Here is a 26,667-nt window from a genome sequence, read left to right as displayed (position 1 = left end):
GCCTTCTGCCAGTGTAGGGGCTCGAAATTATTTGTTCACACCATTGCGGTCGAGTTGGCCCTTGTTTTAGCTTACGGTATGACCAAATCTCTGATGGCCGATCTCTCGGCAGCCCCTGCGCATCCGCCGGCGAACGGCCGGATTCCGCAGCCGCTGATCGGTATCCCGGTTCCCGTGGAGGACGCCCGCTGGCGCGTGTGGTCAGGCAAAGCCCACCTGCTCGGGACCGCCTATGCCGACCGGGTGCGGCAGGCCGGAGCGGTGCCGGTCCTGCTTCCCGTCGGCGGGTCGGACGAGGAGGCCGGGCAACTCGCAACTTCGTTGCACGGACTCCTGATCGCGGGGGGCGTCGACGTCCACCCCGACCACTACGGCCAGCCCCCGCACGCGGAGGCCGGACCGTTCGACCCGGAACGGGACGCCTGGGAGACCGCTCTGCTGCGCGCCGTGCTCGACGCGGGTCTTCCCGTGCTCGGCATCTGCCGCGGCATGCAACTGATGAACGCCGTCCTCGGCGGCACCCTGATCCAGCACCTGCCCGACAAGGTCGGAAGCGACATACACAACCCGACGGTGAGCGAGTTCGCGCTGCACCGCGTGCGGACGGCGCCGGACAGCCTGCTGCACCAAGTCGTCGGCGCCGGGGGCGACGTACCGACCTACCACCATCAGGCCGTCGACGTCCTCGCACCGGACCTGAGCGCCACGGCGTGGGCCGAGGACGGCACGGTCGAGGCCTTCGAGGACTCCTCCGGCCGCATCCTGGGCGTCCAGTGGCACCCGGAGGTCGGTGACTCGGACGAGATCTTCAGCTACTTCGTCGGCCGTTGTGCCGCCGCGGCGGCGGCCGGCGAGCGGAGCGAGGCCGGCACAACCTCGCACCAGGCCAATTCGGAAAGGATATAAACGATGGGTTTCGACGTCATCAACCCGGCGACCGAGAGCGTGATCGCCACCGTTGATTCGCTGGACGAGCAGCGCACCGACGAGGCCGTCCGGCGGTCGGCGCGAGCGTTCGAGACGTGGCGCAAGGTGTCCGCCTCCGACCGGGCCCGGCTGCTGCGCCGGTTCGCCACCGTCGTGGAGGCGGACCTGGAGAACCTGGCGAGGCTCGAGACGGAGAACTGCGGGCACCCCATCGCCGACTCCCGGGGCACGGTGGCCCGCGTCCGCGATGTGTTCGACTACTACGCGGCGGCACCCGAGCGCCTCATCGGCCAGCAGATCCCGGTCGACGGCGGTGTGGACATCACCTTCCACGAGCCCGTGGGCGTCGTCGCCGTGATCGCCCCGTGGAACTTCCCGCTCATGATCGCGGTCTGGGGTCTGGCACCCGCCCTCGCCGCAGGCAACACGGTCGTCATCAAGCCCTCCGAACTGACCCCCCTGACCACGCTGCGACTTGGCGAGCTGGCGATCGAGGCGGGCCTGCCGGAGGACGTGGTCCAGGTGGTCACCGGTTCGGGCAGCGTGGTCGGGCAGGCCCTGCTGGACCACCCGCAGGTGGCGAAGGTCGTCTTCACCGGATCGACCGACATCGGCCGGAAGGTCATGGCGAGCGCCGCGCCCCATCTCAAGCGGGTGACTCTGGAACTCGGTGGCAAGAGCGCGAACATCGTCTACGCGGACGCCGACCTGAAGGCCGCCGCCGAGGCCGCTCCCATGGGCGTCTTCAACAATGCCGGCCAGGACTGCTGCGCCCGCTCGCGGCTGCTCGTCCAGCGCGCGGTCTTCGACGAGTTCGCGGAACTCCTGAAGCCGGCCGTCCACGCGGTCGCCGTGGGCGACCCGATGGACGAGTCGACCCAGGTCGGCCCACTCATCAGCGCCGGTCACCGCGACCGCGTGGCCGCGTTCGTCACCGAGGAGGAGGAGATCCTCGTGCGCGGCGCGGCGCCGCAGGGCCCCGGCTTCTTCTTCGCCCCGACGGTACTCACGTCACGCGACGGGAAGGCCCCGAGCGCCACCCGGGAGATCTTCGGACCGGTGGTGACGATGATCCCCTTCGACGACGAGGCGGACGCGATCCGGATCGCCAACGCCACCGACTACGGGCTCGCGGGCTCGATCTGGACCCGGGACATCGGGCGCGCGCTGCGGACGGCCCGCGGCGTGGAGGCGGGCAACATCTCGGTGAACAACAACAGCGCGGTCCGCTTGCAGACCCCGTTCGGCGGGTTCAAGCAGTCAGGCATCGGCCGCGAACTCGGTCCGGACGCGGCCCTTGAGTTCACCGAGAAGAAGAACGTTTTCATCTCGACGAGCTGAGAGCTGTCCCGGTCCGGCCCAACCCGACCTTCGACCCCCGTCCGTCGAACGGGACGGCACGCGCGTGCGGCCCGTTCGACGGACGCCATCCACAGTTTGGAGAGCAACGATGAAAGCCGCGGTTCTGCGGGACGGCCAGGAAAAGCTCCGCGTCGAAGAGGTCGCGGTCGGCAGGGTGGGGGCGCACGAGCTCCTGATCCGGACCGCGGCCGCCGGCCTGTGCCACAGCGACCTCTACCACCTGCGCGGCGTGTTCGACATTCCGCGCCCGACGATCCTCGGCCACGAGTCGGCCGGAGTCGTGCTCGAGGTCGGCAGCGAGGTCGAGGGCTTCGCCGTGGGGGATCACGTCATCACCTGCCTGACGACCTTCTGCGGTCGCTGCGAACGGTGTCTGAGTGGTCGCTCCTACCTGTGTGCCGGCGCGCACAGCCAACGGGCCCCGGGCGCGGCGCCGCGCTTGCACCAGGACGGTGCCGAGGTCCACCAGTTCCTCAACGTGTCCAGCTTCGCCGAGCAGTTGCTCGTCCACGAATCCGCCGCGGTGCGGATCACCAAGGACATGCCCCTGGACCTGGCCGCGCTCATCGGCTGCGGGGTCACCACCGGGCTCGGCGCCGTCTTCAACAAGGCGCGGGTGCGCCCCGGCGAGACGGTGGCCGTGATCGGCTGCGGCGGCATCGGCCTCAGCGCCGTCCAGGCGGCGCGGATCTCCGGCGCCGCACGGATCATCGCCGTCGACCGGCAGCCGGAGAAGTTCGACGTCGCGACCAAGCTGGGCGCCACCGACGTCGTGGACGCCTCCCGGTGCGACGCCGCCGAAGCCATCCGGGAACTCACCGGGGGCGGTGTCGACCACTGCATCGAGGCGGTGGGCGCACCCGCCACCGCGGCGGCCGCCCTGGAGGCGCTGGCCGTGGGCGGCACCGCGACCATTGTTGGCCTGATGCCCGCGGGCAAGACCTTCCCCGTGCAGGGCAGGCTCCTTCTCGACGACCGGCGTCTCCAGGGCGCGTACATGGGAGCGCAGAACTTCCGCCTGGCCATGCCCCAGCACGTGGAGTTGTTCCTCTCCGGGCGTCTGCTGCTGGAGGAGATGGTGAGTTCGCGCGTCGGCCTCGACGGAATCGACGACGCGTTCGACGCCATGGAGGCCGGTCACGCGGTGCGCGACCTCGTCGTCTTCTGAACCACCCTGGCATCTTCCGACCGCTGCCGACGACGCTCCTCGCCCCTTCGAGTGCGCCCCCGCGGCGCACTCGAAGCGGCACACCGGGACGTACGGGCCGGCACGGTCCTTCGGCCCTCACCGTGGAGGCAACGTGCTCCCTACTGTGCGTCAGATACTGGCGATGCCCGTTCTCGCCACGGCGGACCCCGAGGTACTCGCGGGCGAGGACCAGCTCGACCGTCCCGTCCGATGGCTGCACCCGGCCGAGGTGGCCGACATCGCGCATCTGCTGCGCGGCGACGAGATCGTACTGATGACCGGCGTCATCCTCGGCGACGACGCCGAGAGCATCCGGGACTACGTCCGTTCGCTCGCGGGCGCGGGCGCGGCCGGTCTCGTCGTGGAACTGGGACGGAAATGGGCCTCGCTGCCCGAGGTACTGGTCTCGGCCTGCCGGCGCGAGGACCTGGTGCTCATCGCGCTGCACCGCGAGGTCCGCTTCGCCGCGATCGTCGAAGAGGTCGGAGCGCGGATCCTCGACGCCGAGGTCGAGGACCTCCGCGCGAGCGAGTACATCCATGAGACGTTCACGCAGCTGGACGTCGAGGGCGCGCGACCGGAGGAGATCCTCGCCGCCGTGGTGCGCATCGCCTCCGTCCCCGTGGTCCTGGAGTCGTCGCGGTGCCAGGTGATCGGCTACGACACGGCGGGCCGGTCCACCGCCGCCGTGCTCGGGGACTGGGGACGGCGTTCGCGCGGGATCGTGCTGTCCGGCCGGACGGGTTACGACCGCCGCACCGGGTGGCTGATGACGGTGGTCGGGTCGCGCGGCGACGACTGGGGCCGGCTCGTCCTGCTCACCGACACCCTGCCCAACCGCCGCGACTACGTCCTGATCGAGCGTGCGGCGGCGGCTCTGGCGCTGCACCAGATGCGTGCCCGGGCCCGCGACAGCGCCGAACGCAACACGCACACCGCGCTGCTCGCCGAACTCCGGGCCGGCCGGATCTCGGACGAACTGGTCGTCCGGTGCGAGGCGGCCCACCTTCCCGTGCGGTCGAGAAGGTTCGTCGCCATCGCCCTGCGCCGCCGGCTGACCGCGCAGGACGAGAGGCAGTGGTCGTTGACCGACCTCGCCGCCGCCGTGGTGAAGGCGTCCCGGAGCCTGCGGATACCCATGCTCGTCGGCCTGGACACCGACCATGTCATCGCCCTGACGAGCATGCCCGGGAACCTGTCACCGGACGCGATGACGGCCTCCCTCGCGCAGGAGGTGCGGAAGGCCGCGCACGTGATGATCGCCCGCGGAGAGGTCGTCGACCGACTGGAGGAGACGTTCCGGACGCTGATCGACGCCCGGCACATCCTCGACGCGGCCGAGGCCGACGACCCTCGTCCCTGGATCACCCTCGCGGACGTGCATCTGCGCGGCCTGGTCCATCTGCTCCGCGACGACGAACGGCTCGGTCTGTACGTCCGCCGCGAGCTCGGACCGCTCCAGGCGTACGACGCGGAACGCGGAACGTCCCTGACGACGCTCCTCAAGGTCTTCCTGGAGGAACCGGGCGGCAAGGCGGCCGCGGCCAAGCGCCTGCTGCTCTCGCGGCCGGTGCTCTACGAGCGACTGGCCAAGATCGAGTCGATTCTCGGAGTCGACCTCGAAGACCCGCACATCCGCGCCTCCCTGCACGTCGCCGTGCTGGCCCGGTCGCTCGCCGACGACGAGGCGCACCGCTCGCACGGCGAGTGAACCCGCACCGGATCGCCCGGCCGCTCCACCGGCCCGACGCCGTGTTGGGGCCGGCGCCAGGAACGGACACTGTGTCGGTCCTGCGGCGGTGGCCGAAGCGGCAGAGTCGTTCGCACGGAGGGGTCGAGCAGTCCCGTTCCCCCAACTCACTGGTGAGGACGTCCCATGAGCAATGCAGATGCCCAGCAGGTCGCGACGGAATCCGAGGCGCAGCGGGCCTACCGCCTCGACCGTGAACACGTGTTCCACTCCTGGTCGGCGCAGGACACCCTGGACCCCATGGTGATCACCAAGTCCGAGGGCTCCTACGTCTGGGACGGTGAAGGCAAGAAGTACCTGGACTTCTCCAGCCAGTTGGTCAACACCAACATCGGCCACCAGCACCCGCGGGTGATCGCCGCGATCCAGGAGCAGGCCGCGCGCCTGTGCACCATCGCGCCCCAGTACGCCAACGACGCGCGCAGCGAGGCGGCGCGGCTCATCGCCGAGCGCACCCCCGGCGACCTCAACCGGGTCTTCTTCACCAACGGCGGCGCGGACGCCAACGAACACGCCGTGCGCATGGCCCGCCTGGTCACCGGGCGGCACAAGGTGCTGACGACGTACCGCTCCTACCACGGCGGCACCACGACCGCGGTGAACATGACCGGCGACCCCCGGCGATGGGCCAGTGACTACGGCACCACCGGAACGCTGCACTTCTGGGGGCCGTTCCTCTACCGCTCGGCCTTCCACTCCCGGACCCAGGAGGAGGAGTGCGCCCGCGCCCTGGAGCACCTGGAACAGGTCATCACCTTCGAGGGGCCGGACACCGTCGCGGCGGTGGTCCTCGAATCCATCCCGGGGACCGCCGGCGTCATGGTGCCGCCGCCCGGCTACATGCAGGGCGTGCGTGAGCTGTGCGACCGGTTCGGCGTCATGATGATCGCCGACGAGGTGATGACCGGCTTCGGACGCACCGGGTCGTGGTTCGCCATCGGCGAGACGGGGGTGGTGCCCGATCTGCTGACCTTCGCCAAGGGCGTGAACTCCGGATACGTACCGCTCGGGGGAGTGGCGATCAGCCGCGAGATCGCCGCCTACTTCGGCAAGCGCTCCTACCCCGGCGGACTCACCTACTCGGGCCACCCCCTCGCCACCGCGGCCGCGGTCGCGACCATCAACACGATGGAGGACGAGGGCATCGTGGCGAACGCGGCGCGCCTGGGCGAGGAGGTCTTCGGACCCGGACTGCGCGTCATCGCCGACCGCCACCCCAGCGTCGGCGAGGTGCGCGGAACGGGAGCCATGTGGGCCCTGGAGCTGGTCAGCGACCCCGCCACCCGCGAACCCCTCGCGCCCTACGGCGGCACCAGCCCCGCGATGGCCGAGCTGACGGCCTTCCTCAAGGGCGAGGGGATGCTGCCGTTCACCAACTTCAACCGCATCCACGTCGTCCCTCCGCTCAACATCCAGGACGCCGACGCGGCCGAGGGACTGCGCATGATCGACGCCGCGCTGGACATCGCCGACCGTTACGTCACGGCCTGAGCGAGGGACATCATGACCACGACGGCTCAGCCCATCACCGCCGTGCCGGCCAACCCCCTCGCCGACGCGCATGCCCAACTCGCTTCCGCCATCGAGCTTCTCGGCTACGACGACGGTATGTTCAGCCTCCTCGCCCAGCCGCGCCGGGAAGTGACCGTCGCCGTGCCCCTGCGCCGCGACGACGGCCGGATCGAAGTACTGGTCGGCCACCGGGTGCAGCACAACCTCTCCCGGGGCCCGGCCAAGGGCGGTTTGCGCTTCAGCCCGGACGTGTCGCTCGACGAGGTCCGCGCGCTGGCGATGTGGATGACCTGGAAGTGCGCGCTTCTCGACGTGCCGTACGGCGGTGCCAAGGGCGGTGTGCGCATCGACCCCGCGCTCTACTCCGAGTCCGAACTGGAGCGGGTGACCCGCCGCTACACCAGCGAGATCAGCCCGCTCATCGGACCCGAGCGGGACATTCCGGCCCCGGACGTCGGCACGGACGAGCGCACCATGGCCTGGCTGATGGACACCTACTCCCTCCAGCACGGCCACACGGTGCTCGGTGTGACCACCGGCAAGCCGCTCAGCCTCGGCGGTTCGCGCGGCCGGGCGACCGCCACGTCACGGGGTGTCGTCCACGTGGCGCTGGCGGCACTGCGCGAGTGCGGCATCGACCCGGCCGGGGCGACCGCCGTCGTGCAGGGCTTCGGGAAGGTCGGCCGCCATGCCGCCCGCTTCCTCGCCGAGGCCGGTCTGCGCGTGCTCGCGGTCAGCGACCAGTACGGTGCGGTCGGCGCCGAGCCGGGGCTCGACGTCGCCGCCCTGGAGGCGCACGTCGACGCGCACGGCACGGTCGTCGGCTTCCCCGGCGGCGAGGAACTCGACCGAGACGCCGTCCTCGAACGGTCCGCGGACCTGCTGGTGCCCGCGGCCGTCGAAGGAACGATCCACGCCGGCAACGCCGATCGCGTGCGGGCACGGGTCGTCGTGGAGGGCGCCAACGGCCCGACCACACGCGAAGCCGACGGGATCCTCGAAGCACGGGGAGTCCTCGTCGTGCCGGACATCCTCGCCAACGCGGGCGGGGTGATCGTGTCCTACTTCGAGTGGGTGCAGGCCAACCAGGCGTACTGGTGGAGCACCGAGGACGTGGAGGCGCGCCTTGAGGAGCGGATGCTCCAGGCCTGGCACCACGTGCGCGACCACTCCCGCCGGCTCGGCGTACCGCTGCGGACCGCGGCGACCGCTCTGGCCGTCGAGCGGGTGGCCCAGGCCCATCAACAGCGCGGACTGTACCCGTGATCGTCCGCCCCACGGGCTGTCCCGTACCCCGACCCGCGGTCACCACGACCACCACGACCACCCTCACCCCCCGGATTGGACTGCAGCCGTGACCGTTCAGCAGCAGAGCACGACAGAAGCCGAGTACTTCGTGGGCGACGAGCAGATGCTGATCGCCGGTGAGTGGACCGCCGCAGCCGACGGCCGGTGGATCGACGTCGAGAGCCCCCGCGACATGTCGGTCATCGGCCGTGTCCCGCGCGGCGGGGCCGAGGACGTCGACCGGGCGGTGGCGGCGGCCCGGCGCGCCCAGCCGGCCTGGCGGGACCTGCGGCCCCGGGACCGCGGTGATCTCTTCCGGAGGATCGCCGACGCCCTGGAACCCGAGCAGGAGCGCATCGCGCGGCTGCTGTCGCTGGAGAACGGCAACGCCCTGCGGACCCAGTCCCGCGGCGAGACGCAGTTCCTCGTCGACTGCTTCCGCTACTTCAGCGGCCTGGCGGGCGAGGCCAAGGGCGAGAGCATCCCGCTCAACGCCGAGGTGCTCGACTACTCGCGGCGCGAACCCCTCGGTGTCGTGGGCGCCATTGTGCCCTGGAACGCGCCGCTGATGCTCTCGGCGCTGAAGATCGCCCCCGCACTGGTCACCGGCAACACGCTCGTGCTGAAGGTGGCCGAGGACGCCCCGTTCGCCGTTCTCGCCGTCGCCCGGATCTGCCAGCGGTTCCTGCCGGAGGGCGTCCTCAACGTCGTCACCGGGTACGGGACCGAGGTCGGCGAGGCGCTGACCTCGCACCCCGGCGTCGCCAAGCTCTCCTTCACCGGCTCGACGGCGGTGGGCCGCAGGGTGATGGAGAAGGGTGCCGAGCGCGTCGTGCCGGTTTCCCTCGAACTCGGTGGCAAGAGCCCGCAGATCGTCTTCCCCGACGCCGACGAGGACTGGGTCGTCGACGGCACCATCGCGGGGATGCGGTTCTTCCGGCAGGGCCAGTCGTGCACCGCCGGATCGCGACTGTTCGTGCACGAGTCGATCTTCGATTCCTTCGTCGGCAAGCTGGTCGGCAAGCTCTCGGCGCTGAAGGTCGGCGACCCCCTCGACGAGGCCAGCGACATGGGCACCCTGGTCAACCGGAAGCAGTTCGACCGGGTCTGCGACTACGTCTCCGACGGCATCGGACAGCCGGGTGTGGAGGTCGCCCTGGGCGGTCTGCCGCCCACCGAGGGCCCGCTCTCGCGCGGCTACTACGTGGAGCCCACCGTGTTCGCGGGCGTGTCCAACGACTGGCGGATCGCCGCCGAGGAGATATTCGGCCCGGTCGTGTGCGTGATCCCGTGGAAGGACGAACAGGAAGTCGTCCGCATGGCCAACGACAGCGCCTACGGCCTCGCCGGATTCGTGTGGACCCGGGAGCTCGGGGCGGCGCTGCGCACGGCGCACGCCCTGGAGGCGGGCTGGGTGCAGGTCAACCAGGGCGGCGGGCAGGTGCTCGGCCAGTCCTACGGCGGCTTCAAGCAGAGCGGCATCGGCAGGGAGTTCTCCCTCGAAGGCATGCTGGACAGCTACACGCAGCGCAAGCACGTCTCCGTCCACCTGGGGCGCTGACCCATGACGAAGAGCACCGCACCCCAGGAAACGGACACGCGGGGACCGCTCCAGGACCTCGTCGTCGTCGACCTCAGCCGCGCCCTGGCCGGGCCGCACGCCACGATGATGCTGGGCGACATGGGCGCACGGGTCATCAAGGTCGAGGCGCCCGGCAGGGGCGACGAATCCCGCGGCTGGGGACCGCCGTTCGTCGGCCCGGAGGACGCCCGGGAGTCGACGTACTTCCTGTCCTGCAACCGCAACAAGGAGTCCGTCACCGCGGACCTGAAGTCCCCCGAGGGCGTCGACCTGCTGACCCGGCTGGTGCGCCACGGCGACGTCCTCGTCGAGAACTTCCGGCCCGGTGTCATGGACCGGCTCGGTTTCTCCGACGAACGGCTCCACGAGATCAACCCCCGCCTGGTGATCCTCTCGATCAGCGGGTTCGGCCACGACGGCCCCCAGGGCGGGCGGCCCGGGTACGACCAGATCGCCCAGGGCGAGGCCGGCCTGATGAGCCTGACCGGACCGGACCCGGACACCCCCACGAAGGTCGGTGTGCCGATCGGGGACCTGCTGGCCGGGATGTGGGGCGCCTACGGTGTGCTGTCCGCGCTGTACGAGCGGGAGCGGACCGGGCGCGGCAAGGTCGTGCGCACCTCGCTGCTCGCCTCGATCGTGGGGGTGCACGCCTTCCAGGGCACTCGCTACACCGTGGCCGGCGAGGTGAGCCGGGCGACCGGCAACCACCACGCGGCCATCGCGCCGTACGGGCTGTTCCGCTGTGAGGGCGGCGCGATCCAGGCGGCGGTCGCGAACGACACCCTGTGGGCGAAGTTCGCCGGGATCGTCGGGCTGGACGCCACCGATCCGCGGTTCGAGAACAACACCCGGCGCACAGCCCACCGCGACGAACTCGTCGAGGAGATCGAGAAGGAGCTCCTGCAACGACCGGCCGCGCACTGGCTGGCACTCCTGCACACCGCGGGGATCCCGGCCGGCGAGGTGCGCACCCTGGACCAGGTCTACAACTGCCCACAGACCCGTTCCCAGGGCCTGGTGATCGAGGTCGACCACTCCTCGCTCGGCCCGATCGAACTCCCCGGCCCCGCCGTCCGTTTCGACGACGGGGGTCGCCTCCGGCACCTCGCACCACCCCGGCTGGGTGAACACGACGACAGCGTCCGAGCCTGGCTGGACGGGCACGATGCCTGGCTGGACGGGCACGATGTCTGACCGGGGGACCGAGGCGCTGGCGGGCGGCGCCCTGCTGCGCCGGCGCGCGGACGGAGTGGTCGGGCTCGTGCTCAACCGGCCCGAGCGGCACAACGCCCTCACCGTCCCGATGTACCAGGCACTCCTGGAGACCTGCGCCGAACTGCGGGACGACACCGCCGTTCGTGCCGTGGTGATCCGGGGGGCGGGTGGCCGGGCCTTCACCGCGGGCAACGACATCGCACATTTCACCGGCCTGCGGGACGGCGCGGCCGGCGCCGCCCACGAGGCCGACGTCCGCCGGGTCCTGCGCGCCGTCGCCGAACTGCCGCAGGTCACCATCGCCGTGGTCGACGGCGTCTGCGCCGGTGCGGGGCTCGCCCTCGCGACCTACTGCGACCTGCGGATCGCCACCCCCGACTCCCGCTTCGGATACCCCATCGCCCGAACCCTGGGCAACGTGCTCGCGGCTTCCATGCTCCACCGCTGCGTCGCCGTCTTCGGCGAATCGCTCACGCGCGAGATGGTGCTGACGTCGAGGCTGGTGGACGCCGCACGCGCGCACGCCGTGGGCGCCGTGATGTCCGTGGTGCCCGAGGACCGGTTGGACCGGGAGGTGGAGGACGTGGTGGCCGGTCTGCGCCTGGCCGCTCAGCTGACCCTCCGGACCACCAAACGGCAGCTCCTGCACCGGGCGGACACGCTCGATGCGGTGCCCGAGGACGACGACTCCCTGATCGAGCAGGCGTACGGCAGTGCGGACTTCCGGGAGGGAGTACGGGCCTTCCTCGCCAGGCGGGAACCGAACTTCGGCCGGCGGACCGCGTGCGACCACGCGGCGACGGAGGACCCGGGCACGACGACAGCCCCCCACGCGAACCGGGAATCCCCGCCGGTTCGGGCAGAGCCGCTGCCCCAGGCAGCGGGCGGAACGAAAGACACCTGACATGACACGATCCCCACGCTCGGGAGAAACCGGGCTGCCCACCGACGATCCGGGCCACGGCCCCGACGGGCCCACCGGACGGGACACGACCGTACGATCCGGCGAGTTCCCCCGCGCGACCCACGAGCAGTGGCAGCGCCTGGTGGAAGGAGTGCTGCGCAAGGCGGGCCGGGACGTCACGGGTGCGCGGGCCGAGGAAGCGCTGTCCACCACGATCGAGGAGGGGCTCACCACCGGCCCCCTGTACACCGCGCGGGACATCGCGCCCGACCCCGGCTACCCGGGCTTCGCGCCGTACGTGCGCGGCGGCCGTCCCGAGGGCAGCGCGGTGGACGGCTGGGACGTACGCCAGCGCCACGCCGTACGCGATCCGGCCGAGACCCGCCAGGCCGTCCTCACGGATCTGGAGAACGGCGTCACGTCGCTGTGGCTGGCCGTCGGCGGCACGGCCGGCGTGCCGGTCGCGGCGCTGGGCGAAGCCCTGGACGGGGTCTACCTCGATCTGGCGCCGATCGTTCTCGATGCGGGCGGGGAGGTCGAACAGGCGGCACGCGCCCTGCTGGGACTGTACGAGGAGCGCGGGGTTTCCCGAACGGCGGCGCGCGGCAACCTCGGCGCGGACCCGCTGGGCCTGTCGGCCCGCACCGGTGACGAGGTGTCCGGCATGGGTGGGGCCGCCGACCTGGCCCGACTGTGCCACGAGCACTACCCGAACGTGCGGTCCCTCACCGTGGACGCGCTCCCGTACCACGAGGCCGGGGCCTCGGCCGCCCAGGAACTTGGCTGCTCGCTGGCCACCGGGGTCGCGTACCTGCGCTGCCTGACGGAGGCCGGGCTGCCGGCCGAGGCGGCCTGCGGGCAACTGGAGTTCCGGTACGCGGCGACGGCCGACCAGTTCCTGACGATCGCCAAGCTCCGGGCCGCGCGCCGCCTGTGGGCCCGGGTGGCCGAGGTGTGCGGCACCCCGGGCGCGGGGGCGCAGCGCCAGCACGCGGTGACCTCACCGGTGATGATGACCCGGCGTGACCCGTGGGTGAACATGCTGCGCACGACGGTCGCCACGCTCGCGGCCGGCGTCGGTGGCGCCGACGCCGTGACGGTGCTGCCCTTCGACCACCGGCTGGGCCTGCCGGATGCCTTCGCACGCCGTATCGCCCGCAACACCTCGGTGATCCTGCTGGAGGAGAGCCACCTGGGCAGGGTCATCGACCCGGCCGGCGGCTCCTGGTACGTGGAGCGGCTGACCGACGACCTGGCCCGCGCGGCCTGGGCGTTCTTCCAGGAACTGGAGCGGGCGGGCGGCCAGCGGGCCGCCCTGCGCTCCGGTCTGGTCCACGACCGGCTCGCGTTCACCTGGGAGGCCCGCAGCGGCGACCTCGCCCGGCGGAGCGAACCCGTCACGGGGGTCAGCGAGTTCCCGAACCTGGCGGAGAAGCCGGTGGACCGCCGACCGGCCCCCGAGGAGAAGAGCGGGGGCCTGCCCCGGGTCCATCGCGACGAGGCGTACGAGGCGTTGCGCGCGCGATCGGACGCGCACCTGGCCGCGACCGGGACCAGGCCCCGGGTCTTCCTCGCCGCGCTGGGCCCGGCCGCCGCGCACACCGCACGCTCCACCTTCGCCGCCCATCTCTTCCAGGCGGGCGGGGTCGAACCCGTCCAGGACCCGACGTCGGTGGACGCGTCCACAGCCGCCGAGGCCTTCGTGCGAAGCGGTGCGGCCGTCGCATGTCTCTGTTCCAGCGACGCCCTGTACGAGGAGCAGGCCGAGGCGGTCGCCCGGGCCCTCGCCTCGGCAGGAGCGCAGCGGGTGTTCCTGGCCGGGCGGCCCGGCACCTACGCCGGAGTGGACGCGTACGTCTCCGCCGGCTGCGACGTCGTCGCCGTCCTCTCCTCCGTACTCGACCACATGGGAGTGGCGTGATGCGTACCTCTGACACCCCTGCCGTCCCCGATTTCTCGCAGGTCGAACTGGGCTCCGGCGCCCCCGCCCGGGAGGTCACGGAAGACCGGTGGCGCACGGCCGTCGAGGAGTCCTCGGGTGCCGGCGAAGCCGACCTGCTCTGGGACACCCCCGAAGGCATCGCCGTCAAGCCGCTCTACACCCCTCGGGACCTGGAGGAGCTGGACTCCCCCGCCACGTACCCGGGCATCGCCCCGTATCTGCGCGGCCCTTATCCGACGATGTACGTCAACCAGCCGTGGACGATCCGCCAATATGCCGGCTTCTCCACCGCCGAGGAGTCCAACGCCTTCTACCGGCGCAACCTCGCCGCCGGGCAGAAGGGCCTGTCCGTCGCCTTCGACCTGTCCACCCATCGCGGTTACGACAGCGACCACCCACGGGTGACGGGCGACGTCGGCATGGCCGGGGTCGCCATCGACTCGATCTACGACATGCGGCAGCTCTTCGACGGCATCCCCCTGGACCGGATGTCGGTGTCGATGACGATGAACGGTGCCGTGCTGCCCGTACTGGCGCTGTACATCGTGGCGGCCGAGGAACAGGGCGTACCGCCCTCCCAACTGGCCGGGACCATTCAGAACGACATCCTCAAGGAGTTCATGGTCCGGAACACCTACATCTATCCGCCGAAACCCTCGATGCGGATCGTCTCCGACATCTTCGCCTACACCGCGCAGAAGATGCCGCGCTACAACTCCATCTCCATCTCCGGCTACCACATCCAGGAGGCGGGTGCGACCGCCGACCTGGAACTGGCGTACACCCTGGCCGACGGCGTCGAGTACGTACGGGCCGGACGCGATGTGGGCCTGGACGTCGACGCGTTCGCACCCCGGCTCTCCTTCTTCTGGGCGATCGGCATGAACTTCTTCATGGAGGTCGCCAAACTGCGGGCCGCCCGGCTGCTCTGGGCCGAACTCCTCGGGCAGTTCGATCCGAAGAACCCCAAGTCGCTGTCGCTGCGCACCCATTCGCAGACCTCGGGCTGGTCCTTGACCGCGCAGGACGTGTTCAACAACGTCACCCGCACCTGCGTGGAGGCGATGGCCGCGACACAGGGGCACACCCAGTCGCTGCACACCAACGCACTCGACGAAGCCCTGGCCCTTCCCACCGACTTCTCGGCGCGCATCGCCCGCAACACCCAGTTGCTGCTCCAGCAGGAGTCCGGGACCACCCGGGTGATCGACCCGTGGGGCGGCAGCGCGTACGTGGAGCGGCTGACGCACGACCTGGCGCGCCGGGCCCGGCAGCACATCCAGGAGATCGAGGCGGCCGGCGGCATGGCCCAGGCCATCGACGCGGGCATCCCGAAGCTGCGCGTGGAGGAGGCGGCGGCCCGCACCCAGGCACGGATCGACTCCGGGCGCCAGCCGGTGATCGGCGTCAACAAGTACCGGGCGGCCTCCGACGAGCCCATCGAGGTCCTGAAGGTGGACAACTCCTCCGTGCGCGCCCAGCAGCTCGCCAAGCTGCGGCGGCTGCGCGCCGAACGCGACGAGGCGGCCTGCCAGGATGCGCTGCGGGCGCTGACGGTGGCCGCGGAGCGTGGCTCCGGCCCCGGACTGGAGGGAAACCTGCTGGCCCTCGCTGTCGACGCGGCCCGCGCCAAGGCCACGGTCGGAGAGATCTCCGACGCCCTGGAGAAGGTGTACGGGCGGCACGCGGGACAGATCCGCACGATATCCGGGGTGTACCGCAGCGAGGCCAGTACGTCCCCCTCCGTGGAGCGCACCCGCACCCTGGTGGACGCGTTCGCCGAGGCGGAGGGCCGCCGCCCGCGCATCCTGGTCGCCAAGATGGGCCAGGACGGTCATGACCGCGGCCAGAAGGTGATCGCCACCGCCTTCGCCGACCTGGGCTTCGACGTCGATGTCGGCCCGCTGTTCCAGACCCCCGCGGAGGTGGCGCGGCAGGCCGTCGAGGCCGATGTGCACATCGTCGGGGTCTCGTCCTTGGCGGCCGGCCACCTCACCCTCGTCCCGGCGCTGCGCGAGGAACTCGCCGCCGAGGGCCGCGACGACATCATGATCGTCGTGGGCGGGGTGATCCCGCCGCAGGACATCCCGGAGCTGCACACCGCGGGCGCGACCGCGGTCTTCCCGCCCGGCACGGTGATCCCGGACGCGGCCCACGACCTCGTGACGAAGCTCGCCGACCGCCTCGGCCATGAGCTGTGAGCCGGGGCCGGCCATGCGGATCGATCTCGACAGCTGTGTGAAGGGCGTTCTCGACGGGAAACGGGCGCACATCGCGCGCGCCATCACCCTCGTCGAATCAACGCGCGCCGATCACCGGGCTCTGGCCCAGAGACTGCTCGCCGCGTTGCTGCCGCACGCGGGCACGGCGCGCCGCATCGGAGTCAGCGGTGTGCCCGGCGTCGGCAAGTCCACCTTCATCGACGCCTTCGGCACCCTCCTGACCGGCCTCGGGCACCGAGTGGCGGTGCTCGCGGTCGACCCCTCGTCCACGCGCACCGGCGGGTCCATCCTGGGCGACAAGACGCGCATGGAGCGGCTGTCCGCCGATCCGGCGGCCTACATACGACCGTCGCCCAGCGCGGGCACACTGGGCGGGGTGGCCAAGGCGACCCGCGAGTCCATGGCCGTGATCGAGGCGGCAGGTTACGACGTGGTGCTGGTCGAGACGGTCGGCGTCGGCCAGTCCGAGACGGCGGTCGCGGGCATGGTCGACTCCTTCCTGCTGCTCACCCTGGCCCGTACCGGCGACCAGTTGCAGGGGATCAAGAAGGGCGTCCTGGAACTGGCGGATGTCATCGCCGTCAACAAGGCCGACGGCCCGCACCGGAACGACGCCCGGGCGGCGGCACGGGAGCTGGCCGGCGCGCTGCGGCTGATGCACCCGGCGGACGCCGCCTGGACCCCACCGGTGCTGACCTGCACCGCCCGCGAGTCCACCGGCCTTCAGGAGGTATGGGGAGAACTGGAGCGACACCGGAACCTGCTCGAAGCCACCGGGCGACTCGACGCCAAGCGCCGTGCCCAGCAGGTCGACTGGACCTGGACCATGGTCCACGACGAACTGCTTGAGCGACTGCGGTCCCACCCCCAGGTACGGGCCCTCGTTCCCGACCTCGAACGACAGGTGCGGGAAGGGGAAGTGACACCCCCTCTGGCCGCCGAACGCATCCTCAAGACCTTCGGGCGCCCTCGCGACCTGTGACATCGCGCGAGTGCGGCGCAATGGGGTGCCCGGGGCAGCGGCCAGGTCGGTGGTATCGGCCTCGGAATCGGCCTCCAGGCCGTCGATCCGCCGGGTACCTTGTCCCCTCCTTGCTCCTGGACACAGTGCCGCTTTGCCGGGGGCAAGGGCCATCCTCGATTCGACACGGTTCGTCCAAGGGCGTCCGATGGAGGGAGCCTGGCTACAGGCAGCAGTCGGTGAGCCGAGTCGGAACTGAAACCGATGACGGGGAGACTGCTCCAGCCAGGACATTCCTGGGGCGGGGGTCATCGGCAAGTCGCGAGAACGCCCGATGGGGGAGAAGAGGAGGATGAGCGCAGCCAACGGTACTCCAGCCGTCGTGATCCACATGGCTGTGCGGAGAGCGAAGACAGTTCCCAGCCATCCGCCGAGCAGAGCGCCCAGTGGGATCGTTCCGTAGTTGAGGAAAGCCGTGCTCACCGTGAGACGCCCGAGAAGCTCTGGCGGGCAGTAACGTTGCTGGAAGCTCGCCTTGATGACGTTGACGGCCACTCCGCCTGCTGACACGCAGAATCCGCCCGCGGCGAAGAGAAGGAGCCCGGCTCCGGCAGAGGCGGCTGGGATGAGCAGCGTGAAGATCGCGACCGCGCAGTTCGCTCCCCACTACAACGAAACCATGCGCCGGCTGGCACGGCTGCGCATCACGTACACCACGGCGGCGACGTCGACGGTGGCCAAGGCGACGTCGACCACCGGCCATACCCGCGCCCACACCGCCGCGGCTGCCGCCCGCACCCGCTCCGCCGGCCAGTGGACAGTGCAGGCGCCGAACGCCCGGACTGCTGACCGCCTCCAGCGGTGTGCTGGTCGAATGTGACACGGTGGTGGTATGAACCCGCCGCCCCTCTCCCGGACGTCCCCTGACCGCGGTCAGTTGATCGTCCTGACCGGGCCGCCCGGAGCCGGCAAGAGCACCGTGGCGCAACTGCTGGCCGATCGCCTGACTCCCAGCGTCCACCTGCACAGCGACGACTTCTGGCGCTACATCAAACAGGGCTGGGTCGCGCCTTACCTGCCCGAAGCACATAAGCAGAACCAGGTGGTTCTGCAGGTGCTGGTCTCGGCAGCATTCGGCTACGCCGAGGGCGGCTACCAGGTGATTTGCGACGGCATCGTCGGCCCGTGGTTCATCGACCCCTTCCGCACAACGGCCCAGGAGCGGGCTCTGCCGCTGAGCTACATCATCCTCCGGCCGAACCAACACACCACGCTGGAAAGGACAACGAGCCGGGCCGACGACGCCTTGACCGATCCCGAGCCGATCTGCTCACTGCACGGCCAGTTCAGCAACCTGGGCGTTTATGAGGAGCACGTCCTGGATTCCACCAACCTGACTGCTGAGGCCACCGCCGACAGCATCCTGCAAGACGTCGCGAGGGGCGCCTACCTCCTCAACCCGAGCGACAGCATCACCGACGCGAACGACCCGATCCACAACTCTTGACCATGGCTCGCTGGATGGGCAACAGGTCGATCCGCGTAGTCGCCATCGCGGTGAGCAGTTCCGCGTTGGACATCCGGATGTGCTCAACCGTGGGCTCTTCGAACTCGGCCCCAGCACCCGGTGCAGGAAGCCGATAGAGCGCCGGCGGGTGGCGCCGACCTGCCGTGTCCGCGCGCCGGCGTCCAGCCGAGCAGCGCGGTACCCAGGCAACTGGTCATTTGTGAGAAACAAGAAACCCGCCTGGTCCGCTCACACATCGCGGTGGTGCACGACGGCCACGGCGACGGCCGCCGCGACGAGCGACCATGCCCCGAACACGATCCACCCCTCGGTGACCGATACCGGGTACTTGTCCACGCTGTAGTCCCGTCCAGGGTTCTGGACCAGAGCTCGCCATGCGGTGAGCGGCATCGCGTTGCCAATCTCCTTGACCCATCGATAGGTCTCGCCCATGAACAGCGCGGGCAGCAGCAGGAGCACGCCGACGACGGCGACGACAGTGCCCGCGGAGTGGCGGATGAGTGCCCCAAGGGCCATGCCTACGAGGGCGCACAGTGGCGCGAGCAGCGCCGATGCGGCAACGGCCCGTAGTGCGCCGGGGTCGCCGATGGACATGCCGTGGTGATCCTGCAGGATCGCCTGGGTGACGCCGAACGAGGCGCCGGCGGTGACCGTGCCGAGGACGAGCATGACAGCCGCCATGACGGTCACCTTGGCTGTCACCACCGCACGGCGTGCGGGAACGGCCGCGAAGGTGGTGCGGATCAGTCCGCTGGTGTACTCGCCGAAGACAGCGATGGCGCCGACACTGCCGGCGATGACCATGAGGAGCTGCCACGCTGGGTCGACGAAGGCGCACGTCAGGGGATCGAACAGCATCTGTGGCAGCTCGGGAAACCCTGGCGGTGGGGCAGGAGGCAGTTCGGGCTGATGCGCCAGCCGGTCGGCATTCGACAGAGCGGAGTTCACGTTGATCCCGATGACGGCCAGAGGGCCGCCGCCGAGGACCCAGTAGGTGGAACGCAGCGACCACAGTTTGATCCACTCGGCGATGAGGAGGTGGTGGAATCGGGTGGGTGAGTCGAGGGCGGTCGCGTGTGCATTGGGCTCGGCGACTGTCTGTGCGGTCATCGTGCATCTCCTGCGCTGTATTCGACGCTGTCGGCGGTGAGTCCCATGAACGCCTCTTCCAAGGAGGCGGAGCGGGGGGCGAGTTCGTGCAGCAGGACGCGGCTGTGGAAGGCGAGCTCGCCGATGCGAACCGCGCTCATTCCGGTCACCGTGCACGAGCCGTCGGCCTCACCGCGGACGGCAGCTCCCTCCTTGGTGAGGACGGACGCCAGCCGGGCGACCTCGGGCGTTCGGACCGTCACGGTCAGCCGGGTGCCGCGGGCTGCGAACTCCGCCAGGCTCTCCGCGGCGATCAGCTCGCCCCGGCCGATGACGATCAGTTGCTGGGCGGTGTGCTCCATCTCGCGCATCAGATGGCTGGAGACCAGCACCGTACGGCCCTCGGCGGCCAGCCGGTGGAACAGGTCGCGCACCCACAGCACGCCCTCCGGGTCCAGCCCATTGAGCGGCTCATCGAACAGCAGGACGGGCGGGTCACCGAGCAACGCGGCGGCGATGCCGAGCCGTTGCTTCATCCCCAGCGAGAACCCTCCGATTCGGCGCCGGGCAGCGGCGGTCAGTCCTACCTCCTTCAGAACTTCGTCCGCTCGGCGCCGCGGCAGCCCGTTGCTGTGCGCCAGCGCCGACAGATGCGACCATGCGCTGCGTCCGCCGTGCACGTCGTGGGCGTCAAGCAGGGCCCCGACGTGCCGCAGCCCTCGTGGGCGTCCCCGGAACGGCTGCCCGTCGACGGTGACGGTGCCGCTGCTGGGGTCGTTCAGGCCGAGGATCATCCGCAGCGTGGTGGACTTGCCGGCACCGTTGGGGCCGAGGAACCCGGTGACATGGCCCGGGCGGACGGTGAAGGTCAGACGGTCGACCGCAGTGGTGGCGCCGTATCGCTTCGTCAGTTCGTTGGCTTCGATCACGCGGCCCACGGTGCCGTGGGCCGCGCCCGCACGGCATCGGCCCGCGGGCCACACTCTCAGGATCCGCTTGTAGCCTCGGGGCGTACGCCCCCAGGCCGATGCCCCGGAACCGGCCCCTGCCTATGATCGCGGCATGAGCGTCTCACCCCGCGCCGCCCTCTCCTGGCGCTTGCGGCCAGCCGCGGCGCAGGCCCTGGCCTGGTGCGGGGCCCTGGGCTACTCGATCCTGTTGTACGTCGCGGTGCTCAACGAACGCGAACCCACCGGTATGCGGCTTCTCCTGCCGACCGTACTCTCAGTTCTGACCATTCCCCTGCTGCGGCGTCGACCGTTGCCGGCCCTGATGCTGATGCTCGCCGGTTCGTTCGCCGCGACTTTGACAGCTGCGTCGAAATTCTCGGCGTTCCCCTTCATGGCGCCAGGACAGGCATGGCAGATCGGCTGTCTGCAGGCTCTGCTGACCGATCTCGCCGTCGCCTGGATCGCTGCCACCCGGACGCGCCGGACCGCGCTCGCCGCTGCAGCGCTGACGCTTGCCGAGCAGATCGCCGCTTCCGGCTACTACCGCACCGGGTGGGACGACTTCGTCTCAACCATCGTGTTCCTCGTTCTGATGCTCGCCCTTGCCTGGTTGACCGGCTATCTCGTTCAAGAGCGCCGCGAGCACGCCGAAACGGTGCGGGTCCAGGCCGCGGAGCAAGCAGTCACCGCCGAGCGGCTGCGGATCGCCCGCGAGTTGCACGACATGATCGCGCACAGCATCGGCATCATCGCCATCCAGGCCGGCACGGGCCGCCGGGTCATCGAAACCCAGCCGACCGAGGCCCGCAACGCGCTGGCCACCATCGAGACCACCAGCAGGGACACCCTGGCCGGGCTGCGGCGCATGCTGGGATCCCTCCGCGAGGCCGAGCCAGAAGTGGCGCCGTTGGCCCCCGCGCCGGGCATGACGGACGTAGACCGGCTGGTCGCGACCACACGGAATGGCGGCGTGCGGGTCGACGTGGAGTGGCGAGGAGAGCGGCGCCCGCTCCCCATGGACATCGAACTATCCGCCTTCCGCATCATCCAGGAGGGCCTGACCAACGTGGTTCGCCACGCGGACACGCACGAGTGCCGGGTGGTCATCGACTATCAGGAGGACGAACTGTCCATCGAGATCACCGACGACGGTCAGGGGCCCACACCTGCAGGCATCGGCTACGGCGTCACCGGCATGCGCGAGCGGGCCTTCCTCCTGCATGGCCAGTTCACCGCCGGACCCCGTCCCGAAGGCGGCTTCCGGGTGGCGGCGCGGCTGCCGGTGCCGGCGGGGATGCGATGACTCCTGACCGCGTCCGTGTCGTGCTCGTCGATGACCAGCCGCTGGTGCGCGCCGGGCTGCGCGTGCTCATCGCGGACAGGCCGGATCTTGAGGTCCTGGGAGAAGCCGGCTCGGGCGCCGAAGCGGTCCGGCTGGTCCAGGACGTCCGGCCCGATGTGGTCGTGATGGACATCCGCATGCCCGGCATGGACGGCATAGAGGCGACCCGGCTGATCACCGCCGACCCGAACACGGCACGGGTTCTCATCCTCACCACCTTCGACGACGACGAGTACGTCTACGGCGCGCTGCGCGCGGGCGCGAGCGGATTCCTCGTCAAGGACATGGACTTGGACGACATCCTCACCGCGATCCGTGTGGTCGCCGTCGGCGAAGCCCTGATCGCGCCGCGCGTGACCCGCCGCCTCATCGAGGAGTTCGCCGCACGCCCGGAACCCACGGCCGCGCCCCGGCACGCGGCGATCGAAGGCATCACCGACCGGGAACGCGAGGTACTCACCCTCATTGGACGCGGCCTGTCCAACGACGAGATCGCCGGCCGGCTCTTCATCAGCCCGTCCACGGCCAAGGCCCACGTGGGGCGGCTGTTCTCCAAGCTGGCGGCCCGTGACCGGGTCCAGTTGGTCATCATCGCCTATGAACTGGGCTTGGTATCGCCATCGCGCTGAGCGAGTGCACGTGCTGTTGGCTTCGTTCACTTCAAGCGGGATCTGTGCCACCGCGCCCAGCGACTCCCGAAGGCATCGATAAGCAGACCACCATGTGAGTTTGCGTGCATGGCGACGAGGGCGGCAGTGATCCGAGGGTCAGGCATGGGATCTACGGTGAGGGAAGCACGAAAGCAGGCACTGTACGCAACACTGACCCACACCCACCGCATCGTCCGGACCACACTGCTCGCCTCCCCGTTCCAGGTCGAGGAGAAGAAGGCGCACTACCTGCTGGTGGTCGTGACTGGCACCCGTTTGCAGCAGTGCGTCCGCGGTGCCAGCATGGGCAAGGGGAGTGCTTCTTCAGCCAGTACCCGTATGGTCTCCCGTTCGGGCAGTTTCGCCGAATCGATCTCGGATGCAGGACGCTCACATGGCTTGGAATCCCGACTTCCTCCCGTGGCCAGGTGGCGCGGTCTTCGACCACGAGAAGCAGAAGCTCGCCGTGGTGTCCCGGTTTACGGGGCAGCTGGATGTCTTCATCGTGGGGTTCGACAACCGCGTCTGGTCGACGTTCTGGAATGCGAGCTTCGAACCGAAGCCGCAGCTGTCGATCCAACTGCGCGCCATCCAGGTGTCCGGCGAAGGCCGGTTCGTTGAGGTCACCGGCCAGGGATTTACCCCCGGAAAGGCCGTGAAGCTCAACTATGACATCTTCAGCGGTGGTGGGCCCACCACTCACGAGTTCGGAGAGGAATTGCTCACCAGCGAGGTGATGGCACCTTCGTCCACCGCATCGCGATCAATCTCACCGACGTGAGTGGCGCCAGTGTGAGGGCTACGGATGAAGCATCCGGTACCGCTTCATCGGCGTCCCTCTGACTGCTGGTGCCAGACGGCGCCGCCGACCCTATGGGCCGGCGGCGCCGTCTGGATGGGCGGAGCAGGGTATAGGGCTTGATGGCGACGGTCCCCGCGGCCGCGAGGTAGCACTGATCAGAATCAGAAACCCATGGCGTTCTCGTCGAGGACGTAACGGACGTGCGGGCCACCGAAGTAGCCACGAACGACGTGTGGCTGACGCTGGCGCCTGCGGAAGAAGCGGCGGGTCTTCGGCGGCGAGTTCGGACTCGTTCCGGGCTCGGTGCTGCCTGGGCAGGCTGTGCTTGAGGTCGGCGTTGAGCAGCTCGTCGGGTACGGTCTCGGACTTCGCTGCGCAGTCTCACGCTCCGCTTCATACTGGCTGCACTTATCACCCAGACCGTGGTCATCGTCCAGAAACTCCGGGGCAAACGCCCCGAGACCCAGATCCGCGTATGCACCCGCGAGTTCCCCCCACTGCCACTCCTGACGACCAGCACCCCGTGCTGTCCTGTCCCGGATAACTGTGGGCAGGGCGACGTTCTGACCTGCGGTGCCTACGGTTGAGTGGGACAGGTTGGCGGTCGGTGTCCCGCTCAACCGTAGACAGTGTGATGGTTCATCCGCGGCGCCAAGCCGGCAGGCGTCGTGGAGTCGGTCGCAATGTGCTGGCCAGCATGCGTCGGGGGACCGGTTTGGCTCTCCTGAGTTGTTGGGCGAGTCGGTATTCGTCCGCCTCGCGGATGAGTTCATGAGAGCGGATCTGGTGCAACTCGAAGTGCATGCCGCTCGCTCCTACTGCTGAAGCTCTACGACGTCGGCGACCACACAGCTGACGTTGTCGGGGCCGCCGGAGCCGTTGGCGAGGGCGATGAGTGCGCGGACCGCCTGCGCGGGCTCACTGATCTCAGAGAGCACCCGGCGGATCTCTCCGCTCGGCACGACGGTCGACAGGCCGTCGGAGCAGAGCAGGTAACGGTCTCCCCGCTGGGCGTCGTGCAGGCGTATGTCCGTGGTGGCATCGGCTCCTTGGCCCAAGGCGCGTATCAGCAGTGACCGCTGGGGGTGGGAGGCGGCTTCTTCCGGGCTGAGGCGTCCTTCGTCGACCATCAACTGCACCATGGTGTGATCGTGGGTGATCTGGAACAGCTCCTGGTCGCGCAGGAGGTAGACGCGGGAGTCGCCGATGTGGACGAGGGCGAGTTGCGAGCCGGTCCAGAGCATCGCGGTGAGTGTGGTTCCGGCCTCTTCGGGAGAAGAGCCGTTCGTGGCGACGCCGTGCACGGCCTGTTTGGCCTGTTCGATCGCGTCTTCCAGGACGTTGAGGAGATTGCCCGCAGGGATGCCGTCGGTCTCCAGGTGCTTGAGCGCGTCGACGGCGGCCGTGCTCGCGCCGGCTCCTCGGCTGCCGTAGCCGTCGGCGACGGCGAGCAGGCGGGAGCCGGCGTAGGCGGTGTCCTGGTTGCTCTCGCGGACAAGGCCGGTGTCGGACAGAGCGGCGTAACGGATTCCCAGGGGCTTGGCGGTCGGGGCCATGGCAGGGTCCTTCCAGGACAGGTGGTCGATGAGGAAGGTGGCCAGGTCCCGCCGTGCGTTGATGTCGGCTTCGACCTGGGCCCAGAACGCGCGGATTTCCTGCGCTGCCGAACCCGCCTCCAGCGTGCAGACGTGCTGGATGCGGGCCAGGGGCATCCCCAGGCGCCGGAGCCAGGCGACCAGTCGGGCTTGGTCCAGTTGTTCCGGTGCGTAGAGCCGGTAGCCGGTCACTGGGTCGACGCGAGCGGGGGTCAGCAGGCCGAGCTCGTCGTAAAGACGCAGCGCTTTCGGTGACAGCCGGGACGCCTTCGCGAACGCCCCGATGGTCAGCAAGTCCATGCTCGTTCCTCCTCATGCCGAGCGATCGCCCGGCCCAACCGATGCTGTGGCCTCCCCCAAGGTGAAGGTCAACCAAGCGTTCTGCTCGGCTGCGTCCGATGGGCTCGACCGGCGCCGAGCTATCCCGTCTCAGATAGGTCTCGGCTCGGTGGAAGAGCCGGTTGTGGCGGTGGGCGAGGCCGGCCGCCGGATCGAACGGCCTGGCCATCGGCCTCGGAGCCCCGACGCACGTCACGAACCCGGTGTCCGACCCGAAGCTGCCCGGTCGCTGGCTGGTGGACCTCTCCCACGTCGACCTGTCGAAGGGGAAGGTCGGCAAGGAGTGGGTGGAGCTGGACAGCAGCCTGCTGCCCTCCCCGTTCGCGCCGAAGGGCGACCGTCCCAAGGGGCCGGCCTGGGACGCGACGCCGACCGTCGCATACGCGGCGGGCGGGCCCTCGCCGCTGGACTTCCTGCCCTACCGCCAGGGCAAGCCGCTGCCAGGCGGTTTCAAGCTCGGCATCAACCCCGGCCTGGTCAAGCACGAGGGCACCCAGTCCGTTCTGTGGGGCGAAGGCGTACGGGAGCAGCACCAGACCCCCGAACTCAACCTCGCCCGGTACATCAAGGACACCACCGTCACCGACGCCGACAACGGCGAGTAGGGGAGCAGGCAGGCGATGAGCATGTTCGGGGACGGCCTCGCTGCGCATCCAGTTGGCCCGCGCCGCAGACTTCGCCGCCGCACTCCGCACCCTGCTTGATGCCGCACGCCCCAAGCAGGGTGCCTCGGCCTGATCTTCGGCCGTCGGCCGGCACAGCGCGCCGCACACCGGCTCCTGGCAGCCGCCTTCCGGGCGGCTTCACGAGGTGGCAGCCCGGATGCGGAACGTCAGTCCGTCCGGGCTGGTCAGACGCTGGTCGCCAGCGTGATCGGGCCCGTACGGCATCTCGTGTCCCAGACCGCGTGCGCGGGCGGCCATGGTGTCCGGGTCGTCGACGGCGACGACGAGCTCCCAGTGGGGTGCGCACTTCTCGGGGCCGTGCATCCGGACGAAGTCCGCGCAGCGGGGGACTGTGCCGAGCACGTCTCGGTAGAAGCGGCGGGCCTGCTCGGGGTGGGGGCAGGCCAGGATCATGCGCTGTGGTGCGCTCGCCGATGGGGACCATCGGTTGGCGGGGTCTGTCTGCCACAGGGAGAAGGCCGCGCCGACGGGATCGATCAGCGTGGCGATGCGGCCCTGGTCCCCGGCGTCGAAAGGCGCGAGCACGAGTTGGGCACCTGCTGTGGTGGCGGCTTCGGTGCGGGCCTCGATGTCATCGACGGCGAGGTAGTAGGCGATGTGCGCAGGGGTGCCGGGCGGGTAGAGCGGAGAGCTGAGGTCGCTCACGCCGCCGATCCGCTGACCGTCGGCGAAGATCTTCGTCGCGCGGCGCCAGTCGCTTCCGTCCACGGCGAACTGCCAGCCCAGCGCAGCGGAGAAAAAGGGCTCTCCTGCCGTATGTGTGGGCGCTCTGACCTGGCCGGATACGTGAAACACGCCGTTCCCTGCGAAGCTTGAGGTCTCTAGTCACA

General features: G+C 70.0%; 21 protein-coding genes and 2 pseudogenes. 18 read left to right on the top strand and 5 right to left on the bottom strand.

The genetic code is table 11. The annotated features are described in order from the left end of the window. Positions 1 to 78: 78 nt before the first annotated feature. The 12 genes from ACIHCL_RS27960 to meaB all read left to right on the top strand — a co-directional run bounded on the left by ACIHCL_RS27960 (position 79) and on the right by meaB (position 16,877). Positions 79 to 906 carry a gamma-glutamyl-gamma-aminobutyrate hydrolase family protein gene (locus ACIHCL_RS27960; protein ID WP_399866030.1) on the top strand — a complete coding sequence of 276 codons (828 nt, stop codon included), beginning with the start codon at positions 79 to 81 and terminating at the stop codon, positions 904 to 906. A gap of 3 nt (positions 907 to 909) precedes the next feature. Next, positions 910 to 2,268, top strand: a complete 1,359-nt coding sequence (locus ACIHCL_RS27955; protein ID WP_399866028.1) for an aldehyde dehydrogenase family protein — start codon at positions 910 to 912, stop codon at positions 2,266 to 2,268. A 109-nt stretch (positions 2,269 to 2,377) separates the two neighbouring features. Continuing rightward, positions 2,378 to 3,457 (top strand): Zn-dependent alcohol dehydrogenase, encoded by a 1,080-nt coding sequence (locus ACIHCL_RS27950; protein WP_399866027.1) that lies wholly within the window; start codon positions 2,378 to 2,380, stop codon positions 3,455 to 3,457. Positions 3,458 to 3,620: 163 nt separating this feature from the next. After that, positions 3,621 to 5,189: a PucR family transcriptional regulator gene (locus tag ACIHCL_RS27945; protein WP_399866025.1), complete on the top strand. Its 1,569-nt coding sequence runs from the start codon at positions 3,621 to 3,623 to the stop codon at positions 5,187 to 5,189. A gap of 165 nt (positions 5,190 to 5,354) precedes the next feature. Beyond that, entirely contained in the window at positions 5,355 to 6,719 is a 1,365-nt protein-coding gene (locus tag ACIHCL_RS27940) for an aspartate aminotransferase family protein (protein WP_399866024.1), read from the top strand. Between the two features lie 12 nt (positions 6,720 to 6,731). Further along, positions 6,732 to 8,006, top strand: coding sequence for a Glu/Leu/Phe/Val dehydrogenase (locus ACIHCL_RS27935; protein ID WP_399866022.1), 1,275 nt, complete (start codon positions 6,732 to 6,734; stop codon positions 8,004 to 8,006). Between the two features lie 88 nt (positions 8,007 to 8,094). Then, positions 8,095 to 9,588, top strand: a complete 1,494-nt coding sequence (locus ACIHCL_RS27930; RefSeq protein ID WP_399866019.1) for an aldehyde dehydrogenase family protein — start codon at positions 8,095 to 8,097, stop codon at positions 9,586 to 9,588. Between the two features lie 3 nt (positions 9,589 to 9,591). Beyond that, positions 9,592 to 10,806: a CaiB/BaiF CoA transferase family protein gene (locus ACIHCL_RS27925; RefSeq protein WP_399866018.1), complete on the top strand. Its 1,215-nt coding sequence runs from the start codon at positions 9,592 to 9,594 to the stop codon at positions 10,804 to 10,806. Further along, a complete protein-coding gene (locus ACIHCL_RS27920; protein WP_399866016.1) occupies positions 10,799 to 11,731 on the top strand; it encodes an enoyl-CoA hydratase-related protein in 933 nt (310 codons plus the stop codon). Before ACIHCL_RS27925 ends, ACIHCL_RS27920 begins: the two co-directional genes overlap by 8 nt. 1 nt (position 11,732) lies before the next feature. Next, complete coding sequence (locus ACIHCL_RS27915) at positions 11,733 to 13,652, top strand: methylmalonyl-CoA mutase family protein (protein ID WP_399866015.1); 1,920 nt, start codon at positions 11,733 to 11,735, stop codon at positions 13,650 to 13,652. After that, positions 13,652 to 15,874, top strand: a complete 2,223-nt coding sequence (gene scpA, locus ACIHCL_RS27910; protein WP_399866013.1) for a methylmalonyl-CoA mutase — start codon at positions 13,652 to 13,654, stop codon at positions 15,872 to 15,874. The genes ACIHCL_RS27915 and scpA overlap by 1 nt, the downstream gene beginning before the upstream one ends. Then, a complete protein-coding gene (gene meaB, locus ACIHCL_RS27905; RefSeq protein WP_399866011.1) occupies positions 15,864 to 16,877 on the top strand; it encodes a methylmalonyl Co-A mutase-associated GTPase MeaB in 1,014 nt (337 codons plus the stop codon). The genes scpA and meaB overlap by 11 nt, the downstream gene beginning before the upstream one ends. 282 nt (positions 16,878 to 17,159) lie before the next feature. On the opposite strand, the pseudogene ACIHCL_RS27900 reads toward meaB, so the two are convergent. Further along, positions 17,160 to 17,489 (bottom strand): annotated as a pseudogene (locus tag ACIHCL_RS27900) (MFS transporter); the annotation flags it as partial. On the opposite strand from ACIHCL_RS27900, the gene ACIHCL_RS27895 reads away from it, so the two are divergent. After that, entirely contained in the window at positions 17,482 to 17,736 is a 255-nt protein-coding gene (locus ACIHCL_RS27895; protein ID WP_399866009.1) for a hypothetical protein, read from the top strand. The pseudogene ACIHCL_RS27900 and the gene ACIHCL_RS27895 sit on opposite strands and share 8 nt — an antisense overlap. Positions 17,737 to 17,748: 12 nt before the next feature. Then, complete coding sequence (locus ACIHCL_RS27890; RefSeq protein WP_399866008.1) at positions 17,749 to 18,363, top strand: AAA family ATPase; 615 nt, start codon at positions 17,749 to 17,751, stop codon at positions 18,361 to 18,363. Between the two features lie 249 nt (positions 18,364 to 18,612). Here ACIHCL_RS27890 and ACIHCL_RS27885 read toward each other — a convergent pair whose 3' ends face one another. Both ACIHCL_RS27885 and ACIHCL_RS27880 read right to left on the bottom strand, forming a co-directional pair. Next, positions 18,613 to 19,494: an ABC transporter permease gene (locus ACIHCL_RS27885; protein WP_399866007.1), complete on the bottom strand. Its 882-nt coding sequence runs from the start codon at positions 19,492 to 19,494 to the stop codon at positions 18,613 to 18,615. Next, positions 19,491 to 20,402, bottom strand: coding sequence for an ABC transporter ATP-binding protein (locus tag ACIHCL_RS27880; protein ID WP_399866005.1), 912 nt, complete (start codon positions 20,400 to 20,402; stop codon positions 19,491 to 19,493). Before ACIHCL_RS27880 ends, ACIHCL_RS27885 begins: the two co-directional genes overlap by 4 nt. A 133-nt stretch (positions 20,403 to 20,535) precedes the next feature. On the opposite strand from ACIHCL_RS27880, the gene ACIHCL_RS27875 reads away from it, so the two are divergent. The 3 genes from ACIHCL_RS27875 (at position 20,536) to ACIHCL_RS27865 (ending at position 23,196) form a co-directional block, all read left to right on the top strand. After that, on the top strand, positions 20,536 to 21,726 hold the full coding sequence (locus tag ACIHCL_RS27875; protein WP_399866003.1) for a sensor histidine kinase: 1,191 nt from the start codon (positions 20,536 to 20,538) through the stop codon (positions 21,724 to 21,726). Next, complete coding sequence (locus ACIHCL_RS27870) at positions 21,723 to 22,394, top strand: response regulator (protein ID WP_399866001.1); 672 nt, start codon at positions 21,723 to 21,725, stop codon at positions 22,392 to 22,394. The genes ACIHCL_RS27875 and ACIHCL_RS27870 overlap by 4 nt, the downstream gene beginning before the upstream one ends. Before the next feature lie 415 nt (positions 22,395 to 22,809). After that, a complete protein-coding gene (locus ACIHCL_RS27865; protein ID WP_399865999.1) occupies positions 22,810 to 23,196 on the top strand; it encodes a hypothetical protein in 387 nt (128 codons plus the stop codon). Positions 23,197 to 24,032: 836 nt separating this feature from the next. Here the strand turns inward: ACIHCL_RS27865 and ACIHCL_RS27860 are convergent. Continuing rightward, entirely contained in the window at positions 24,033 to 25,112 is a 1,080-nt protein-coding gene (locus ACIHCL_RS27860; protein WP_399865997.1) for a protein phosphatase 2C domain-containing protein, read from the bottom strand. Positions 25,113 to 25,294: 182 nt separating this feature from the next. Between ACIHCL_RS27860 and ACIHCL_RS27855 the strand changes: the two are divergent. Beyond that, positions 25,295 to 25,756, top strand: a pseudogene (locus ACIHCL_RS27855) (transcriptional regulator); the annotation flags it as partial. A gap of 198 nt (positions 25,757 to 25,954) precedes the next feature. Here ACIHCL_RS27855 and ACIHCL_RS27850 read toward each other — a convergent pair. Then, complete coding sequence (locus ACIHCL_RS27850) at positions 25,955 to 26,632, bottom strand: VOC family protein (RefSeq protein WP_399865995.1); 678 nt, start codon at positions 26,630 to 26,632, stop codon at positions 25,955 to 25,957. Positions 26,633 to 26,667 lie beyond the last annotated feature (35 nt).

The sequence above is a fragment of the Streptomyces sp. NPDC052042 genome (genome assembly GCF_044548345.1).
Lineage (GTDB): Bacteria > Actinomycetota > Actinomycetes > Streptomycetales > Streptomycetaceae > Streptomyces.
This window is presented reverse-complemented; position numbering and strand designations above follow the sequence as displayed.

Bases quoted from the DNA above. Each gene is read 5' to 3' on its own strand.
- ACIHCL_RS27925 (WP_399866018.1), top strand. From the start codon at position 9,592: ATGACGAAGAGCACCGCACCCCAGGAAACGGACACGCGGGGACCGCTC.
- ACIHCL_RS27870 (WP_399866001.1), top strand. From the start codon at position 21,723: ATGACTCCTGACCGCGTCCGTGTCGTGCTCGTCGATGACCAGCCGCTG.
- ACIHCL_RS27940 (WP_399866024.1), top strand. From the start codon at position 5,355: ATGAGCAATGCAGATGCCCAGCAGGTCGCGACGGAATCCGAGGCGCAG.
- ACIHCL_RS27860 (WP_399865997.1), bottom strand. From the start codon at position 25,112: ATGGACTTGCTGACCATCGGGGCGTTCGCGAAGGCGTCCCGGCTGTCA.
- ACIHCL_RS27915 (WP_399866015.1), top strand. From the start codon at position 11,733: ATGACACGATCCCCACGCTCGGGAGAAACCGGGCTGCCCACCGACGAT.
- ACIHCL_RS27890 (WP_399866008.1), top strand. From the start codon at position 17,749: ATGAACCCGCCGCCCCTCTCCCGGACGTCCCCTGACCGCGGTCAGTTG.
- ACIHCL_RS27945 (WP_399866025.1), top strand. From the start codon at position 3,621: ATGCCCGTTCTCGCCACGGCGGACCCCGAGGTACTCGCGGGCGAGGAC.
- ACIHCL_RS27950 (WP_399866027.1), top strand. From the start codon at position 2,378: ATGAAAGCCGCGGTTCTGCGGGACGGCCAGGAAAAGCTCCGCGTCGAA.
- ACIHCL_RS27955 (WP_399866028.1), top strand. From the start codon at position 910: ATGGGTTTCGACGTCATCAACCCGGCGACCGAGAGCGTGATCGCCACC.
- ACIHCL_RS27895 (WP_399866009.1), top strand. From the start codon at position 17,482: ATGAGCAGCGTGAAGATCGCGACCGCGCAGTTCGCTCCCCACTACAAC.
- meaB (WP_399866011.1), top strand. From the start codon at position 15,864: ATGAGCTGTGAGCCGGGGCCGGCCATGCGGATCGATCTCGACAGCTGT.
- ACIHCL_RS27885 (WP_399866007.1), bottom strand. From the start codon at position 19,494: ATGACCGCACAGACAGTCGCCGAGCCCAATGCACACGCGACCGCCCTC.
- ACIHCL_RS27875 (WP_399866003.1), top strand. From the start codon at position 20,536: ATGAGCGTCTCACCCCGCGCCGCCCTCTCCTGGCGCTTGCGGCCAGCC.
- ACIHCL_RS27935 (WP_399866022.1), top strand. From the start codon at position 6,732: ATGACCACGACGGCTCAGCCCATCACCGCCGTGCCGGCCAACCCCCTC.
- ACIHCL_RS27920 (WP_399866016.1), top strand. From the start codon at position 10,799: ATGTCTGACCGGGGGACCGAGGCGCTGGCGGGCGGCGCCCTGCTGCGC.
- ACIHCL_RS27865 (WP_399865999.1), top strand. From the start codon at position 22,810: ATGGCTTGGAATCCCGACTTCCTCCCGTGGCCAGGTGGCGCGGTCTTC.
- scpA (WP_399866013.1), top strand. From the start codon at position 13,652: ATGCGTACCTCTGACACCCCTGCCGTCCCCGATTTCTCGCAGGTCGAA.
- ACIHCL_RS27960 (WP_399866030.1), top strand. From the start codon at position 79: ATGACCAAATCTCTGATGGCCGATCTCTCGGCAGCCCCTGCGCATCCG.